Origin of the sequence: Pseudomonas sp. B21-010, from assembly GCF_024749325.1 — a bacterium.
Taxonomy (GTDB): Bacteria; Pseudomonadota; Gammaproteobacteria; order Pseudomonadales; family Pseudomonadaceae; genus Aquipseudomonas; species Aquipseudomonas kilonensis.
Genome location: NZ_CP087198.1, coordinates 3,817,554 through 3,834,880, shown reverse-complemented (window position 1 = coordinate 3,834,880; position 17,327 = coordinate 3,817,554). Strand labels below are relative to the sequence as shown.

16 protein-coding genes are annotated in these 17,327 nt (G+C 61.8%); 13 read left to right on the top strand and 3 right to left on the bottom strand.

All coding sequences use genetic code 11. The annotated features are described in order from the left end of the window. Window positions 1–17 precede the first annotated feature (17 nt). The 10 genes from LOY50_RS16695 to LOY50_RS16650 all read left to right on the top strand — a co-directional run bounded on the left by LOY50_RS16695 (window position 18) and on the right by LOY50_RS16650 (window position 13,409). Window positions 18–1,520 (top strand): CoA-acylating methylmalonate-semialdehyde dehydrogenase, encoded by a 1,503-nt coding sequence (locus LOY50_RS16695; protein ID WP_258688495.1) that lies wholly within the window; start codon window positions 18–20, stop codon window positions 1,518–1,520. A gap of 35 nt (window positions 1,521–1,555) precedes the next feature. Then, window positions 1,556–2,377, top strand: coding sequence for a TIM barrel protein (locus tag LOY50_RS16690; RefSeq protein ID WP_258688494.1), 822 nt, complete (start codon window positions 1,556–1,558; stop codon window positions 2,375–2,377). A gap of 150 nt (window positions 2,378–2,527) precedes the next feature. After that, window positions 2,528–4,459, top strand: coding sequence for a 3D-(3,5/4)-trihydroxycyclohexane-1,2-dione acylhydrolase (decyclizing) (gene iolD, locus LOY50_RS16685; RefSeq protein ID WP_258688493.1), 1,932 nt, complete (start codon window positions 2,528–2,530; stop codon window positions 4,457–4,459). Window positions 4,460–4,490: 31 nt separating this feature from the next. After that, complete coding sequence (locus tag LOY50_RS16680) at window positions 4,491–5,501, top strand: Gfo/Idh/MocA family protein (RefSeq protein ID WP_214512665.1); 1,011 nt, start codon at window positions 4,491–4,493, stop codon at window positions 5,499–5,501. 264 nt (window positions 5,502–5,765) lie between these two features. After that, window positions 5,766–6,818, top strand: a complete 1,053-nt coding sequence (locus LOY50_RS16675; protein ID WP_258688491.1) for a Gfo/Idh/MocA family oxidoreductase — start codon at window positions 5,766–5,768, stop codon at window positions 6,816–6,818. 346 nt (window positions 6,819–7,164) lie between these two features. Further along, window positions 7,165–8,091 carry a sugar ABC transporter substrate-binding protein gene (locus LOY50_RS16670; protein WP_214512667.1) on the top strand — a complete coding sequence of 309 codons (927 nt, stop codon included), beginning with the start codon at window positions 7,165–7,167 and terminating at the stop codon, window positions 8,089–8,091. A 77-nt stretch (window positions 8,092–8,168) separates the two neighbouring features. Then, entirely contained in the window at window positions 8,169–9,722 is a 1,554-nt protein-coding gene (locus LOY50_RS16665) for a sugar ABC transporter ATP-binding protein (protein ID WP_253475738.1), read from the top strand. 149 nt (window positions 9,723–9,871) lie between these two features. Further along, window positions 9,872–10,894 (top strand): ABC transporter permease, encoded by a 1,023-nt coding sequence (locus LOY50_RS16660; RefSeq protein ID WP_003202861.1) that lies wholly within the window; start codon window positions 9,872–9,874, stop codon window positions 10,892–10,894. Window positions 10,895–11,221: 327 nt separating this feature from the next. After that, entirely contained in the window at window positions 11,222–11,626 is a 405-nt protein-coding gene (locus tag LOY50_RS16655; RefSeq protein WP_003180518.1) for a TraR/DksA C4-type zinc finger protein, read from the top strand. 115 nt (window positions 11,627–11,741) lie between these two features. Continuing rightward, window positions 11,742–13,409, top strand: a complete 1,668-nt coding sequence (locus tag LOY50_RS16650; protein ID WP_408980813.1) for a methyl-accepting chemotaxis protein — start codon at window positions 11,742–11,744, stop codon at window positions 13,407–13,409. Window positions 13,410–13,553: 144 nt separating this feature from the next. Here LOY50_RS16650 and LOY50_RS16645 read toward each other — a convergent pair whose 3' ends face one another. The 3 genes from LOY50_RS16645 to LOY50_RS16635 all read right to left on the bottom strand — a co-directional run bounded on the left by LOY50_RS16645 (window position 13,554) and on the right by LOY50_RS16635 (window position 14,476). Then, window positions 13,554–13,790: a DUF2789 domain-containing protein gene (locus LOY50_RS16645; protein WP_258688488.1), complete on the bottom strand. Its 237-nt coding sequence runs from the start codon at window positions 13,788–13,790 to the stop codon at window positions 13,554–13,556. Between the two features lie 87 nt (window positions 13,791–13,877). Further along, complete coding sequence (locus tag LOY50_RS16640; RefSeq protein WP_024619514.1) at window positions 13,878–14,108, bottom strand: hypothetical protein; 231 nt, start codon at window positions 14,106–14,108, stop codon at window positions 13,878–13,880. 131 nt (window positions 14,109–14,239) lie between these two features. After that, on the bottom strand, window positions 14,240–14,476 hold the full coding sequence (locus LOY50_RS16635; RefSeq protein ID WP_253475734.1) for a hypothetical protein: 237 nt from the start codon (window positions 14,474–14,476) through the stop codon (window positions 14,240–14,242). A 427-nt stretch (window positions 14,477–14,903) separates the two neighbouring features. On the opposite strand from LOY50_RS16635, the gene LOY50_RS16630 reads away from it, so the two are divergent. From LOY50_RS16630 to LOY50_RS16620, 3 genes are all read left to right on the top strand, one after another. After that, entirely contained in the window at window positions 14,904–15,353 is a 450-nt protein-coding gene (locus LOY50_RS16630) for a hypothetical protein (protein ID WP_003202850.1), read from the top strand. A 186-nt stretch (window positions 15,354–15,539) separates the two neighbouring features. Beyond that, window positions 15,540–16,550 (top strand): ABC transporter substrate-binding protein, encoded by a 1,011-nt coding sequence (locus LOY50_RS16625; RefSeq protein WP_258688485.1) that lies wholly within the window; start codon window positions 15,540–15,542, stop codon window positions 16,548–16,550. A gap of 138 nt (window positions 16,551–16,688) precedes the next feature. Further along, window positions 16,689–17,126: a DUF3995 domain-containing protein gene (locus LOY50_RS16620; protein WP_253475729.1), complete on the top strand. Its 438-nt coding sequence runs from the start codon at window positions 16,689–16,691 to the stop codon at window positions 17,124–17,126. The last annotated feature ends 201 nt before the right edge of the window (window positions 17,127–17,327 follow it).

Genomic DNA, 17,327 nt, shown 5'->3' with positions numbered 1-17,327 from the left:
CACGGAGAACAAGAACAATGAGTGACGCCCCGGTAGTAGGCCATTACCTCAACGGCCACGTGCAGGACCGCGATAGCACGCGGTTCAGCAATGTCTTCAACCCGGCCACCGGTGCGGTGCAGGCCCGGGTGGCCCTGGCCGAGCCGGGCACCGTCGACGCGGCCGTGGCCTCGGCGCTGGCGGCGTTCCCGGCCTGGTCCGAGCAGTCGTCATTGCGTCGTTCGCGGGTGATGTTCAAGTTCAAGGAACTGCTGGACCGGCACCACGACGAACTGGCGCAAATCATCAGCCGCGAACACGGCAAGGTACTGTCCGATGCCCACGGCGAAGTCACTCGCGGCATCGAGATCGTCGAGTATGCCTGCGGTGCGCCAAACCTGCTCAAGACCGATTTCAGCGACAACATCGGCGGCGGCATCGACAACTGGAACCTGCGCCAACCGCTGGGCGTTTGCGCCGGGGTCACGCCGTTCAACTTCCCGGTGATGGTGCCGTTGTGGATGATTCCCTTGGCGCTGGTCGCCGGTAACTGCTTCATCCTCAAGCCTTCGGAGCGCGATCCGTCCGCCAGCCTGCTGATGGCCCGGTTGCTGACCGAAGCCGGCTTGCCGGACGGTGTGTTCAACGTGGTCCAGGGCGACAAGGTGGCGGTGGATGCGCTGTTGCAGCACCCGGACATCGAAGCGATTTCCTTTGTCGGCTCCACGCCGATTGCCGAGTACATCCACCAGCAGGGCACGGCACGCGGCAAACGTGTGCAGGCCCTGGGTGGGGCCAAGAACCACATGATCGTCATGCCTGACGCCGACCTCGACCAGGCGGCGGATGCCTTGATCGGCGCCGCCTACGGCTCGGCCGGCGAGCGCTGCATGGCGATTTCCATTGCCGTGGCGGTGGGTGATGTGGGCGATGAATTGATTGCCAAGCTGTTGCCGCGCATCGACCAACTGAAGATCGGTAACGGCCAGCAGCCCGGCACCGACATGGGGCCGCTGGTCACCGCCGAGCACAAGGCCAAGGTCGAAGGTTTCATCGACGCCGGCGTGGCCGAGGGCGCGCGCCTAATCGTCGATGGCCGTGGTTTCAAGGTGCCCGGGGCCGAGCAGGGCTTCTTTGTCGGCGCGACGCTGTTTGACCAGGTCACCGCCGAGATGAGCATCTACCAGCAGGAAATCTTCGGCCCGGTGCTGGGGATCGTTCGCGTACCGGATTTCGCCACGGCGGTGGCGCTGATCAACGCCCATGAGTTCGGCAACGGCGTGTCGTGCTTCACCCGTGACGGCGGCATTGCCCGGGCATTCGCCCGCAGTATCAAGGTCGGCATGGTCGGCATCAACGTGCCGATTCCGGTGCCCATGGCCTGGCATTCCTTTGGCGGCTGGAAGCGTTCGTTGTTCGGCGATCACCATGCCTACGGTGAAGAAGGCCTGCGCTTCTACAGCCGCTACAAAAGCGTGATGCAGCGCTGGCCCGACAGCATCGCCAAGGGTCCTGAATTCAGCATGCCGACTGCTCAATAACTCTTTTTTGAATGACTGCCGGAGGGAGAACAACAATGAACAAGCCCCTGCGTTTTGCCTTGAACCGAATGGTTGCGCCACGCCTGTCACTGCCCGCTTTCATCGACCTGGCCCTGGCGTTGAAAACCGACGCCATCGAGATCCGCAACGATCTGAAGGGCGTCGAGATCGAAGACGGCATGCCGCCGGCCCGGGTGCGCGAGTTGTGCGAGGCGCGCGGCATCAAGGTGCTGTCGATCAACGCCCTGTACCCCTTTGACGTGTGGAACGAAGAGCGCCGCGCCCAGGCCGTGCGGTTGGCCGACTACGCCCGCGAATGCGGCGCCGAGGGCCTGGTGATGTGCCCGCTCAATGATCGCGCCGACACGCGCAGCGAGGCTGAACGCGCGGCGGGGCTGCGTACGGCCCTCAGTGAACTGGCGCCGATCCTGCGCGCCTTTGGCATCTACGGGTTCATCGAGCCCCTGGGTTTCGAAGAGTGCTCGTTGCGTCGCAAGCGCACGGCGGTGGAAGCGATCAAGAGCATTGGTGGGCTGGATGTGTTCCGCCTGGTGCACGACACCTTTCACCATCATTTGGCCGGTGAACAGGAGTTCTTCCCCGAGCTGACCGGGCTGGTGCACATCTCCGGCGTCGAGGATGCCCAGGCGCCGCTGGCGACAATCCGTGACGGCCACCGGGTGCTGGTGGGCGCGGCTGACATCCTCGGCAATGCCGTGCAGATCGAGGCGCTGCGGGCCGGCGGCTACGAGGGCTATCTGTCCTTCGAACCGTTCGCCGAGAGCGTCCATGACCTGGCCGACATCCGCCAGGCGTTGGGGGCGAGCATGAACCACTTGCAGAGCTCACAGGCCTGAGCCGACTCCCTGAACGCTGGAGACCCCCTGTGGGAGCGAGCTTGCTCGCGATGACGGCGGCACACTCAACATCTGAGCTGCCTGACACACCGTTATCGCGAGCAAGCTCGCTCCCACACTTGACCGAGTTGCGTTTGAAAAGGTGCAAGCATGACCACAACACGACTGACCATGGCCCAGGCCCTGGTGAAATTCCTCGATAACCAGTACATCGAAGTCGATGGCGTCCAGAGCAAGTTCGTCGCCGGGGTGTTTACCATTTTTGGCCACGGCAACGTGCTGGGCCTGGGCCAGGCGCTGGAGCAGGATAGCGGCGACCTGGTGGTCCATCAGGGCCGCAACGAGCAGGGCATGGCCCATGCCGCCATCGGGTTTGCCAAGCAGCATCTGCGGCGCAAGATCTACGCCTGCAGCTCGTCGGTCGGCCCCGGTGCGGCGAACATGTTGACCGCCGCGGCCACCGCGACGGCCAATCGCATTCCGTTGCTGCTGTTGCCCGGTGATGTCTACGCCAGTCGCCAGCCGGACCCGGTGCTGCAGCAGATCGAGCAGTTCCATGACCTGAGCATCAGCACCAACGATGCCTTCAAGGCCGTGAGCAAATACTGGGATCGCATCAACCGCCCCGAGCAACTGATGACCGCCGCAATCCATGCGATGCGGGTGCTGACCGACCCGGCCGAAACCGGCGCGGTGACCCTGGCCTTGCCCCAGGACGTCCAGGCCGAAGCCTACGATTACCCGGATTACTTCCTGCAAAAACGTGTCCATCGCATTGACCGTCGCCCGGCCACCGAGGCGATGCTCGGCGATGCCCTGGCGCTGCTCAAGGGCAAGCGCCAGCCGTTGATCATCTGTGGCGGCGGCGTGCGCTACGCCGGTGCCAACGCTGCGTTGCAGGCCTTTGCCGAGCGCTTCGACATTCCGTTCGCCGAGACCCAGGCGGGCAAGAGCGCGGTGGTGTCCAGTCACCCGCTGAACGTCGGCGGTGTCGGTGAAACCGGTTGCCTGGCGGCAAACCTGCTGGCCAAGAAAGCCGACCTGATCATCGGCATCGGCACCCGCTACAGCGATTTCACCACGGCATCGAAATGGCTGTTCCAGCACCCGGATGTGCAGTTCCTCAATCTCAACATCAGCCCGTGCGATGCGTTGAAGCTCGATGGCGTGCAACTGCTGGCCGATGCCCGTTCGGGCCTGGAGGCACTGTCTGCCGCGATGGGCGACTATCGCGCCGAATGGGGCGGGCAGATCGTCGACGCCAAGGCCCAGCTCGACGCGGAAGTGGATCGGATCTATCAGGCGGATTTCCAGACCGAGGATTTTGTCCCGGAAATCAACGACCACATGGACCCGGCGGTGTTTCGCGAATTCATCGAGCTCACCGGTTCCTGCCTGACCCAGAGCCGCGTGCTCGGCACCCTCAACCAGACCCTGGCGGATGACGCCATCATCGTCGCCGCCGCCGGTAGCCTGCCCGGCGACTTGCAGCGCAGTTGGCGCAGCAAGGGCGTGAACACCTATCACGTCGAGTACGGTTATTCGTGCATGGGTTATGAGGTGAATGCGGCGTTGGGGGTGAAACTCGCCGAGCCCGACAAAGAGGTCTACGCCCTGGTGGGTGACGGCTCCTACATGATGCTGCACTCGGAATTGGCGACCTCGATCCAGGAGCGCCGCAAGATCAATGTGGTGCTGCTGGACAACATGACTTTCGGTTGCATCAACAACCTGCAAATGGAACACGGCATGGACAGCTTCGGCACCGAGTTCCGCTTCCGCAACCCGGACACCGGCAAGCTCGACGGCGGTTTTGTGCCGGTGGACTTCGCCATGAGCGCCGCGGCCTACGGTTGCAAGACCTACAAGGTCAAGACCCTCGACGAACTGCACGCGGCCCTGGCTGATGCGCGGCGCCAGAGCGTCTCGACGCTGATCGACATCAAGGTCTTGCCCAAGACCATGATCCACAAATACCTGTCGTGGTGGCGGGTTGGCGTGGCGCAAGTCTCCACCAGCACCCGCACCGATGCGGTCGCCAAGACCCTCAATGAACGACTGGCCAAGGCCCGTCAATACTGATTGCCCCAACACTACGAAAGGAGTTCTCTACATGTCTTTGAAGCTGGGCGTCATCGGCACCGGGGCCATCGGCCAGGACCATATCCGTCGTTGCAGCCAGACCTTGCTCAACAGCCAGGTGGTGGCGGTGACCGACATCAACTTGCAACAAGCGGCCAAGGTCGTTGCCGATCTCAAGCTGACCGCCGAGGTCTACCCCGACGGTCATGCATTGATCAAGGCGCCGGACGTGGAGGCGATCCTCGTCACCTCCTGGGGCCCGAGCCACGAAGAGTTCGTGCTGGCGGCGATTGCGGCGGGCAAACCGGTGTTCTGTGAAAAGCCCCTGGCCGTCACGGCCGAAGGCTGCCGCAAGATCGTCGAGGCTGAAATCGCCCACGGCAAGCGCCTGGTGCAGGTCGGTTTCATGCGTCCGTACGATGAAGGTTATCGGGCACTGAAAGCGGTGATCGACAGCGGCCAGATTGGCGAACCGCTGATGCTGCACTGTGCCCACCGCAACCCGAGCGTGGGCGAAAACTACAAGACCGACATGGCGATCACCGACACCTTGATCCATGAGCTGGATGTGTTGCGCTGGCTGCTGGCCGATGACTACGTGTCGGTGCAGGTGGTGTTCCCGCGCAAGACCAGCAAGGCCCTGGCCCATTTGCGCGACCCGCAGATCGTCCTGCTGGAAACCGCCCGGGGCACGCGCATCGACGTCGAAGTGTTCGTCAACTGCCAGTACGGCTACGACATCCAGTGCGAAGTGGTGGGGGAGACCGGCATCGCCAAGCTCCCGGAACCGTCCCAGGTGCAACTGCGCAGCGGCGCCAAACTGTCGAATGCGATCCTGATGGACTGGAAGGACCGTTTCATTGCAGCTTATGACGTTGAACTGCAGGCCTTCATCGACGGCGTACGCGCCGGGCAGGTGGGCGGGCCGTCGGCCTGGGATGGTTTTGCCGCAGCGGTGGCGGCGGATGCCTGTGTGGCAGCGCAGCAGAGTGGGCAGATCGTCAAGGTCGACCTGCCCGAGCGCCCGCGTTTCTACGGCTAACACCGTCCAGAAATGTGGGAGCCGAGCTTGCTCGCGATAGCGGTGGGGCAGTCAACACAATGCTGGCTGATCCGATGCCATCGCGAGCAAGCTCGCTCTCACAGTCGACTGCGTTTCCCCTGAAGGTACTCGGTCAAATTGTGGGAGCCGAGCTTGCTCGCGATAGCGGTGGGGCAGTCAACACAATGCTGGCTGACCCGATGCCATCGCGAGCAAGCTCGCTCCCACAGGGACTGCATTCAAACCGTGATCTAAGGAGTTTTCATGCGAATCGGACTAGTAGGCTACGGCAAAGGCGGCCGGTTCTTTCACGCGCCGCTGATCAGCAGCCTGCCCGGGGCTACGTTCGTCGGCGTGGTGACCCGGTCCGCCGAGCGCCGCCAACAACTGGCCAGCGATCACCCGGATGCCCAGGCCTTTGACTCCCTCGAACAACTGGTCGCAGCGGGCGTTGATGCGGTGGTGGTGTCCACACCGCTGGACGGTCGCCCGGCCATTGTGCTGCGGGCCATCGAGCTCGGCGTGGCGGTGGTCAGCGACAAACCGTTCGCCCCTGACGCCGCACAGGCCGAGGCGCTGGTGCTGGCCGCCGAACGCCGCAACGTGCCACTGAGCGTGTACCAGAACCGCCGCTGGGATTCGGATTTCCTGACTCTGCGCAAACTGCTGGCCTCCGGCGCCCTGGGGCAGGTCATTCGTTTTGAGTCCAGCGTCGAGCGCTATTCGCCGACCTCGGTCGGCAAAGGCAGCGGTGGCGGGTTCCTGCGCGATTTGGGCAGCCACCTGGTGGACCAGGCGCTGCAACTGTTCGGGCCGGTGGCGCGAGTCTACGCCGAGCTGGACTACCGCCAGCCCGACCAGGTGTTCGACAACGGCTTCTTCATGTCCTTGACCCATGCCAGCGGCGTGATTTCCCACTTGAGCGGCAACTGTGTGCAGAACGCAGCGCGCCCGCGCTTTCGGGTCAACGGCACCCAGGGCTGCTACACCGTAGAAGGCTTGGACGGACAAGAGGCCCAGGCGCTGGCCGGGTTGAGCCCGGCGACCGAGGGCGAACGCTGGGGCGCTGAAGAGCATCGGCGCTGGGGCTGGTTCGAACACGGCACCGAGCGCGAGCGGGTGACCTCGGAGCGTGGCTGCTGGCTGGCGTTCTACCAACACCTGCAAACCGCGTTGCAGGGCGCTGGCCCGCTGCCGGTGGAAGCCCGTGATGCACTGGCGACCACGCGCATCCTTGATGCTGCCAGGCAGAGTGCCGAGCAGGGCGAAGTGGTGCGGTTGTCCACGCCTGTCGGTCATGGAATAAAAGACGAATAAAATTCTAAAATGAGTTGATATGGAAAATATTTTCCAATAAAGTCAATTCCAGGTTACCGACAATCCTGTCTGTCTCCCGCCAAGCCAGCCTTGAACGGATGCCAGACGAAACAAAAACAAGAAACACAGCTAGGTACCGTCGATGAAAACCTTCAGCCGCTCTGCGTTTCACTTGTTACATCTGCTGCGCCTGTCCGCAGTCCTTCCCCTGTTCGAATCCCTGTGTATCCAGCGTAACGGCGCCATGGTGTGTTGCATGCCCGGCGCGCCCATCGTGCGCTTGCCCCGTTCCTGATCCGTCACGCCTTATCCATAAAACCAACAAAAAAGTGGAGAAAGACCGTTCATGAAGACCAAGACCCGTATCGCCTCGCTGGCCCTGTCGTTGATGCTCACCAGCGGCGCTGCCCTGGCGGACCTGAAGATCGGCGTCAGCATGTCCCAGTTCGATGACACCTGGTTGACGTACCTGCGCGAATCCATGGACAAGAAAGCCAAGTCCCTGCCGGACGGCGTCACCCTGCAGTTCGAAGACGCGCGCAGTGACGTGGTCAAGCAACTGAGCCAGGTGGAAAGCTTCATCAGCCAGAAGGTCGATGCGCTCATCGTCAACCCGGTGGACACCGCCGCGACCCAGCGCATCACCAAGGCCGCCGTGGCCGCCGGTATCCCACTGGTGTACGTCAACCGCCGCCCGGACGATCCGAAGTTGCCAGAAGGCGTGGTTACCGTGGCCTCCGATGACCTGGAAGCCGGCCGCATGCAGATGCAATACCTGGCCGACAAGATGGGCGGCAAGGGCGACATCGTGATCCTGCTGGGCGACCTGGCCAACAACTCCACCGCCAACCGCACCAAGGGCGTCAAAGAGGTGCTGGCCAAATACCCCAACATCAAGATCGAGCAGGAACAGACCGGTACCTGGTCCCGGGACAAGGGCATGACCCTGGTCAACGACTGGCTGACCCAGGGCCGCGAGTTCCAGGCCGTGGTGTCCAACAACGACGAGATGGCCATCGGCGCCGCCATGGCCCTCAAGCAAGCGGGCACCAAGAAGGGCAGCGTATTGATTGCCGGGGTCGATGGCACGCCGGACGGCTTGAACGCGATCAAGAAGGGCGAGATGGCCGTCTCGGTGTTCCAGGACGCCAAGGGCCAGGCCGACGGCTCGATCGATACGGCGGTGAAAATGGTCAAGAAACAACCAGTCGAACAGTCCGTCTGGGTGCCGTATCGCCTGATCACGCCGGAAAACGTCGATCAGTTCAAGTGACGTTTGACGCACCGGTCCCACCACAACAATAAACAGGCAAGGTTGCAACGCCGACCTTGCCGAGGGAGTACCTGATCATGTTCGCTTCAGCGACTGCTTCGAGCGCCCCGGCGATGACTTTCCGGCCGGACGTATTACCTGATGAACCGTATCTGCTGGAAGTCGTCAATGTCAGCAAAGGCTTTCCCGGCGTGGTGGCCCTGTCCGATGTACAACTGCGGGTACGCCCCGGTTCCGTGCTGGCCCTGATGGGCGAGAATGGCGCGGGCAAATCCACCTTGATGAAAATCATCGCCGGTATCTACCAGCCGGACGCTGGCGAACTGCGCCTGCGCGGCAAGCCGGTGACGTTCGACACGCCGCTGGCGGCCTTGCAGGCCGGCATCGCGATGATCCATCAGGAACTGAACCTGATGCCCCACATGAGCATCGCCGAAAACATCTGGATCGGTCGCGAGCAGCTCAATGGCCTGCACATGGTCGACCATGGCGAGATGCATCGCTGCACCGCGCGCCTGCTGGAGCGCCTGCGCATCAAGCTCGACCCCGAGGAGCAGGTCGGCAACCTGAGCATCGCCGAGCGGCAGATGGTAGAGATTGCCAAGGCCGTGTCCTACGACTCCGACATCCTGATCATGGACGAGCCGACCTCGGCCATTACCGAGACCGAAGTCGCCCACCTGTTCTCGATCATTGCCGACCTCAAGTCCCAAGGTAAGGGCATCATCTACATCACCCACAAAATGAACGAGGTGTTTGCCATCGCCGATGAAGTGGCGGTGTTTCGCGACGGTGCCTACATCGGCCTGCAACGGGCCGACAGCATGGACGGCGACAGCCTGATTTCGATGATGGTCGGGCGCGAACTGAGCCAGTTGTTCCCGGTGCGCGAGCAACCCATCGGCGATTTGGTGCTGTCGGTGCGCGACCTGAGCCTGGACGGCATCTTCAAAGGCGTGTCCTTCGACCTGCATGCCGGGGAGATCCTGGGCATCGCCGGGTTGATGGGCTCGGGCCGGACCAACGTGGCCGAGGCGATTTTCGGCGTGACCCCGAGTACCGGCGGCGAAATCCTGCTGGACGGCCAACCGGTGCGCATCAGCGACCCGCACATGGCCATCGAGAAAGGCTTCGCGCTGTTGACCGAGGACCGCAAGCTCAGTGGCCTGTTCCCGTGCCTGTCGGTGCTGGAAAACATGGAGATGGCCGTGCTGCCTCATTATGTGGGCAACGGCTTCATCCAGCAGAAAGCCCTGCGCGCCTTGTGTGAGGACATGTGCAAGAAGCTGCGGGTCAAGACCCCGTCGCTGGAGCAGTGCATCGACACGTTGTCTGGCGGCAACCAGCAGAAAGCGCTGCTGGCCCGCTGGCTGATGACCAACCCGCGCATCCTGATCCTCGACGAGCCGACCCGTGGCATCGATGTCGGTGCCAAGGCCGAGATCTACCGACTGATTTCCTACCTCGCCAGCGAAGGCATGGCGGTGATCATGATTTCCTCGGAGCTGCCGGAAGTACTGGGCATGAGCGACCGGGTCATGGTGATGCACGAAGGCGACCTGATGGGCACCCTCGACCGCAGCGAAGCGACCCAGGAACGAGTCATGCAATTGGCTTCAGGCCTGTCCTGATGCCAGTCGTTCGGATCAATAACGTCGAGCAATAATCCCGTGGCGAGGGAGCAAGCTCGCGCTTGGGCGCGAAGCGTCCCTGTTTTGGGGCTGCTACACAACCCCGCGCGAGCTTGCTCCCTCGCCACAGATAAAAAAGGTGAATGGTTATGAACGCGATACTGGAAAACAAACCCGCGGCCGCACCGGCCAGGGCGCGCCGGCGACTGCCGACGGAGCTGAGTATCTTCCTGGTGCTGATCGGCATCGGCCTGGTGTTCGAAATGTTCGGCTGGATCATGCGCGACCAGAGTTTCCTGATGAACTCCCAGCGCCTGGTGTTGATGATCCTGCAAGTGTCGATCATCGGCCTGCTGGCCATCGGCGTGACCCAGGTGATCATCACCACCGGTATCGACCTGTCGTCCGGCTCGGTGCTGGCGCTGTCGGCCATGATCGCCGCCAGCCTGGCCCAGACTTCTGACTTCGCCCGGGCGGTGTTTCCCTCCTTGACGGACTTGCCGGTGTGGATACCAGTGGTGGCGGGGCTCGGGGTAGGGCTGCTGGCCGGGGCGATCAACGGCAGCATCATCGCCGTTACCGGTATTCCGCCGTTCATTGCGACCCTCGGCATGATGGTCTCGGCCCGTGGCCTGGCGCGCTACTACACCGAAGGCCAACCGGTGAGCATGCTGTCCGATTCCTATACCGCCATTGGGCATGGCGCGATGCCGGTGATCATCTTCCTGGTGGTAGCAGTGATCTTCCACATCGCCCTGCGCTACACCAAGTATGGCAAGTACACCTATGCCATCGGCGGCAACATGCAGGCGGCGCGTACCTCGGGCATCAACGTCAAGCGCCACCTGGTGATCGTCTACAGCATTGCCGGGTTGCTGGCCGGGTTGGCCGGCGTGGTGGCCTCGGCGCGGGCGGCGACCGGGCAGGCGGGCATGGGCATGTCCTATGAACTGGACGCGATTGCCGCGGCCGTGATCGGCGGCACCAGCCTGGCGGGCGGGGTGGGGCGCATCACCGGCACCGTGATCGGGGCGCTGATCCTTGGGGTGATGGCCAGCGGTTTCACCTTCGTCGGTGTCGATGCCTACATCCAGGACATCATCAAGGGGCTGATCATCGTGGTGGCGGTGGTCATCGACCAGTACCGCAACAAGCGCAAACTCAAGCGCTGATACCCGGGAAGTTGCGACAAAGCGCCACGCCTGACCCGCGTGGCGTTGCCATTTGTCTTCTTAATACAGCTATTGCACCGAATTTCTTGTTATAAACGCACTCCGATGACTGCCAAAAGCCTGTCAGAGAACATTTGAAGGGGGTGTCGGACATTTTCCCTATGTTTTCAGTTGCTGAGGCCTCGACTCGGCCTTAGACTGCCGCCCCTCTTAAATTGAGTGCCGGGTGGCGCTTGGAATAGACGGCGCCTTCCTGATGAGCGTGGCAGCTGCGCTGCGGGACGCTCCATAATTCGCCTTAATGCACGTTTTTTTATAGAGATATCAATGACAAAGGAAAAGTTGCTGGCCATGCCGGCGGATGACTACATGAATGCCGAGCAGCTGGCTTTCTTCACCAAGCTGTTGCAGAACATGAAGGTCGAAACCCACGAGCGCATCGAACAGAACCGAATCGCCATTGAGAGCCTGGACACCCCGGCTGACCCGGCGGACGCTGCTTCCGTAGAAGAAGAGCGTACCTGGCTGGTCAACGCCATCGATCGCGACCAGCGCATGCTGCCTCAGTTGGAGCAGGCCCTGGACCGTATCAACGACGACAGCTTCGGCTGGTGCGACGACAGCGGCGAGGCTATTGGCCTCAAGCGCCTGCTGATCAGCCCGACCACCAAGTACTGCATCGAAGCCCAGGAACGTCACGAACAGATCGACAAGCACCAGCGTCAGGCCTGATTCGCGTTTTCCAAAAAAGATCGCGACCTTTTGACGAAGGCCGCGATCTTTTGCTTTCGCCCGTGCTCGTTCGTCTACTCCCGTTGATCTGCTGCAAGAACACGACTAATGGACCATGGATAATGGCTCTGTAGTGGCGTTTAATGCGGTCATAACAACGAGAGTGTGGGTGACGAACATGGCGACAGACGGAACGCTGACAGGTGCAGTGCCGGCCTCGGTACCTGAGACAAAAAGCACGGCGCGCTGGCTGACGCCGACTTTGCAGAGCCTCGCCCTGGCCTTGCTGTTGTGCGGCATGGCCTTGGGCGGCTGGTCGCTGTACCTGGGCCTGCCGCTGGTCATGCTCATCGTCTGGTTGCCGCGCCTGCGTTCGCGCGTGACGGCGGCGCCCGCACCCGCGACCGACACACTGGCCGAGCTGACCCGCGACCTGTCCTACACCACCAGCCATAACGCGCTGTCAGCGGCCGGTGTCGCCTATTCGGTCAAGCAACTGGCCGGCAAGGTCCAGTCCCAACTCGACGCGGCGGCGCAGATCGTCAGCAATGCCGAATCGATGATCGCCACCGAGCAAGCCACTTCGCAACTCAGCCAGCAAGCCCTGAGCGCCGCCAGCGAAGCCCATCGCAGCAGCCTGGCCGGGCGCAGCGAGCTGGTGGAGTCCATCAGCCGCATGCACCAGCTCAGCCAGCGCGCAAACGACAGCCGTGAGTTGATCGAGGCCTTGAGTGTGCGCAGCGATGAAATCCAGCGGGTCAGCCTGGTGATCCAGTCGATCGCCAGCCAGACCAACCTGCTGGCCCTGAACGCGGCCATCGAGGCGGCGCGGGCCGGTGAGCATGGCCGTGGGTTCGCGGTGGTGGCCGATGAAGTCCGAGGCCTGGCCGGGCGCACGGCTGCGGCGACCGGCGAGGTCGGGGTGATGGTGGCCGACATCCAGCAGCGCACCGCCCAGGTGGTGGAGCAGATCCGTCAACTGGCCGCTGACCTGGACATCGGCGTGCAGCAGGTCGAGCACACCGGCCAGCATCTGGAAAACATCGCTCGGCTCGCCGCCGGCGTCGAAACCCAGGTCAGCGCCATCGCCGAAGGCACCGACACCAACCGCGAACAACTCGACAGCCTGTTCCACGCCATCGAGCAGATGCGCGGCGACCTGTCCATCAGCGACCAGCAGACCCAGCGCCTGGCCGAGGCGGCGGTGCAAATGGAAGGCCAGGCCGAAACCATCAGCGAGCGCCTGGCCGAGGTGGGCCTCGACGATTATCACCAACGGGTCTACGACCTGGCGCGGGAGGGGGCGAGCCAGATCGCTGCACAGTTCGAAGCCGATATCGACCAGGGCCGTGTCAGCCTGGAGGACCTGTTCGACCGTAACTACCAGCCGATCCCCAATACCCAGCCAGCCAAATTCCAGACCCGTTTCGACCGCTACACCGACCAGGTACTGCCGACGATCCAAGAGCCCTTGCTTGCCCGGCATGAGGGCCTGGTGTTTGCGATTGCCTGCACCCAGCAGGGCTACGTGCCGACCCATAACAAGGTCTTCAGCCAGCCGCTGACCGGCGATCCCCAGGTAGACACGCTGAATAACCGCACCAAGCGCAAATTCTCCGACCGCACCGGGATCCGCTGCGGCAGCCACCAGCAGCCCGTGCTGCTCCAGACCTACACCCGCGACACGGGTGAGTTGATGCACGATCTTTCCGTACCGATCATGCTCAAGGGGCGTCACTGGGGTGGCTTGCGCCTGGGCTACAAACCCGAGAAGCCGCGCTAGGCTGTGGGAGCAAAGCTTGCTCGCGATGCAGGCGCCTCGGTTCCCTGGAAAACCGCGTCGTCTTCATCGCGAGCAAGCTTTGCTCCCACAGGTAAATCCCAATAGCCACAAAAGCGGTGGTGCACTCGCCAATGGGACTTGCCGCTACTTGCCATCGTGCAGACGCACGTTCAGCTGATCCACCAGCACCGCCTCTTCGCCGTCGGCGAGCAGCCATTCCCGGAGCAGGTCTTTTTGCTGGGTCGACCAGAAGTCGGCCTCCACCAGCTTGATTTCCGGAGCCAGCGGGTGGGCGATGATGAAGTCGTCAATGGCCTTGCCGTCGGAGGGCAGGCCCAGTTGGTCGAACAGGGTCTTGAGTTCGTGGGAAGGTTGTTCCATGGGAGTCTCCTTTGGGCGGGGCGCCGTCGTGGCGCCTCGGTGCTTCCCTTTATCTGAGGCAAGCGGTCATCAGGAGTTCGATCGGGCTCAGGCTTTCAAGGCCCCTTCATCCACGGCGACCTTCAACGCCTTGGCCGCTTCCCTGGCAGCCTCGGCCGCGATCTCCGCAGTCTTGAACCAGCGATCCTTCTCCACCTGGTGGCAACTGACGGTGGTCAAGGGTGGCTTGGCGCGCATAACGATGACGGCCTGGAACTCGCCTTCGACTTCTCTGGCTTCGCCCCGGATAAAAAATTCGCCGATATCAAATTCCGTCACGTCGCGCCTTCTCCTCGAAGTCATACTATGGGTGCGCGATCCGTCGATGGGCGACGGCTGCGCTGGGCGGGCAGTATGGCAGCAGTTGCCCGTCGACGGCTGAGTTAAGTCATGGACGGGCATAGATGAGTTCAGGCGCTGCGTTCGAGACGCCTGGCCAGGTAGCAGGCTTCGTTATGATCGGTTCGGAATCCTCTTACACGTCCGGTCGATGTTTCCTCAATGTGAAAAAAACACTTGCCGGCCAAAACGACCCGATAACGCGGTTGTATCAACGAAATAGGCAGGCAATCGACGCCGTCAAAGGTGTCGGCTGTATCAACGATGCTAGGTGGGAAGGGGTGGAGCAGGGTTGTGAAAGTGGCCATGTGAATTCCTTTTCTATGGTTTACCGACGAATTGCCGGGTATTTCGAGTAGTCTCCACGCCTTCGGCTGCTCTAGAATCGGCAGTGTCGTGTGGACGGCTGCGCCTATCTAAAGCAATTTTTTTTGGGCTCGATGTCAGAAAAATGCTTTTTTAAGTGAGAAATTTCCCTAAAGTTAGTAGTCCCATCTTTTCCGATGCTCAGAGTGGCTTTTTCCTTCAGCCTCTGGCGACCCCCCGGGAAAGACGGCGAGAGCGGCAACCTTTAGTCTGCTTTCGGCCCGGGACAGGGCGCGCCGTTCACTTCGAATTTCAGTTACAGGTCCATTACGACACTACAGTCGGCACGGGTTCTCGTGGTCCGTCCTTTCCGGAGGGCGGGCCTTTTTCAAAGATGGGGATGTTTCCTTGGCAGTAAGTAATCTCGACATGCATGCGTTATTCGTACTTGGTGACCTGCGGGCAAAACTGGTCAAACTCTTCCAGTCACGTTTCGTCTACATCACCGAGCAGACCGCCGAAGGTATTTATGTCGCCGAAATCGACACTGAGTCGGCCCTGGTGGTCGATGACAAGCCCAGGCTCGAACTCAAGGTCGGTGATCATTTTCGCGCAGCGGTGCTGCCCAGCCGCGAAGGTGGCAAGTTTGAAATCCGCTTTCGCGAAATCAAGCTGACGGTCTATGGGCTTGGCGATTACGCCTTCGTCACGACCCCCGGTGGTCAGGCAATCCTGTTCAAGGAAGGCCACAGCGTGGTGACCGTGTTTGCGGCCAACGAACAACTGCAAGAAGGCTTGACCAAGACCTTGAAAGCGGTCACCGCCAAGGCCGCCAAGTGGCGCAAGGGCGAACTGGTGACCTTCAAGGCCAGTGAGTGATCGCTTCAGACCGCTGAAAAACGCGTAGGCATCGGGCTTGCGGGGGGCTGTGCGCCCAAACCGCTGACCGTTTCGCAAGATCTCGCTGGAACCTCGGCTACAGTCAATTGACTGAACTATTCAGGGCTTGCGTTCGGTTACGCAGGGCCGTTCAGCTATTGCTGTATCTGGCATGAGGTGCAAAGCATGAAACGAGTTCGACAGTGGCTGGCTGCCTGGGCCACCTTCGCGGTGTTGGTTTCACCCCTTCCGGCCTCGGCTGCCACGGCGCCGATCCACTTTGCCGACTTGAACTGGGAAAGCGGCAGCCTGATCACCGATATCCTGCGGATCATCGTCGAAAAAGGCTATGGGCTGCAGACCGACACATTGCCGGGCACCACCATTACCCTGGAAACCGCCCTGGCCAATAACGACATCCAGGTGATCGGCGAGGAATGGGCCGGCCGCAGCCCGGTGTGGGTCAAGGCCGAGGCCGAAGGCAAGGTGGTCGCCTTGGGTGATACGGTCAAAGGCGCGACGGAAGGTTGGTGGGTGCCCGAGTACGTCATCAAGGGCGACCCGGCCAAGGGCATCAAGCCCCTGGCGCCGGACCTGCGCAGTGTCGAGGACCTGGCGCGCTACAAGCATGTGTTCAAGGATCCGGAGAGCCCTGACAAGGGCCGCTTCCTCAACAGCCCCATTGGCTGGACTTCCGAGGTAGTCAACAAACAGAAGCTCAAGGCGTATGGCCTGTCTGACAGCTACGTGAATTTTCGCAGCGGTTCGGGGGCGGCGCTGGATGCGGAAATCAGTTCGACGATCCGCCGGGGCAAGCCGATCCTGTTTTATTACTGGTCGCCCACGCCGCTGCTCGGGCGCTTCAAGCTGGTGCAGTTGCAGGAGCCGCCGTTCGATGCCGAGGCCTGGAAAACCCTGACCGACGCCGATAACCCCAACCCGAAGCCGACCCGCTCACTGGCCTCGAAACTGTCGATTGGCGTCTCTGCGCCGTTCCAGAAGCAATACCCGGAGATTGCCGAGTTCTTCAGCAAGGTCGATTTGCCCATCGAGCCGTTGAACAAGGCCCTGGCCGACATGAGCGAGAAGCGCACGCCGCCCCGTGAGGCCGCCGAGGCGTTCCTCAAGGCGCATCCACAGGTCTGGCAGGCCTGGCTGCCCAAGGAGGTGGCGGACAAGGTGTCAGCTGGCCTGTAGGGCGCCAACGTGCCAGCAGGTTGAACTCTTGATCCTGGGCAATGAATCATTCACTGGAACCTGGCAACCTACGCCCGTCCAGCGAAATGCCAAATTCGAGCTAGGATGATTGTTCAACCTTTTTCAGGAGGCTGGCGAATGACGCTTTTATTGGCTCGGTCGCTGGTCGCAGTGTTTGCGACCATCAGCTTGATTCATATGTATTGGGCCCTGGGTGGGCGGTGGGCGACCAAGGCAGTGGTGCCCCAGGTGCCGGTGAAGCAGGGGGAGGCGCTGCGACCGGCGTTCGATCCCTCGGGCTGGCTGACCTTGCTGGTGGCCCTGGCGCTGCTGATGGTGGCGCTGCTGGTGTGCCTGCGGGTCGGCCTGCTGGCGCAGCCGGTCACTCATCGGGCGTTGCAGTGGCTGATCAGTGCGATTGCCTTGCTGATGTTCGCCCGGGCCATTGGCGAGTCGGAGCTGGTGGGTTTCTTCAAGGAGGTCAAGGACTCGACATTCGCCAGGCTCGACACCTGGGTCTATTCGCCGTTGTGCGTGGTGCTTGGGGCCGGGTTGCTGGCGGTGGCGTGGGCCTGAGCCTCTAACGGCGAACGCCGTTGTGGCGAGGGAACTTGCTCCCGCTGAGGTGTAAGAGTTGTGTAGGAGCTGTGTAGGAGCTGTCGAGTGCAACGAGGCTGCGATCTTTCCCCCAGACACTTGAGTCTCAAGCGAAAGATCGAAAGATCAAAAGATCAAAAGATCAAAAGATCGCAGCCTTCGGCAGCTCCTACACAAGCC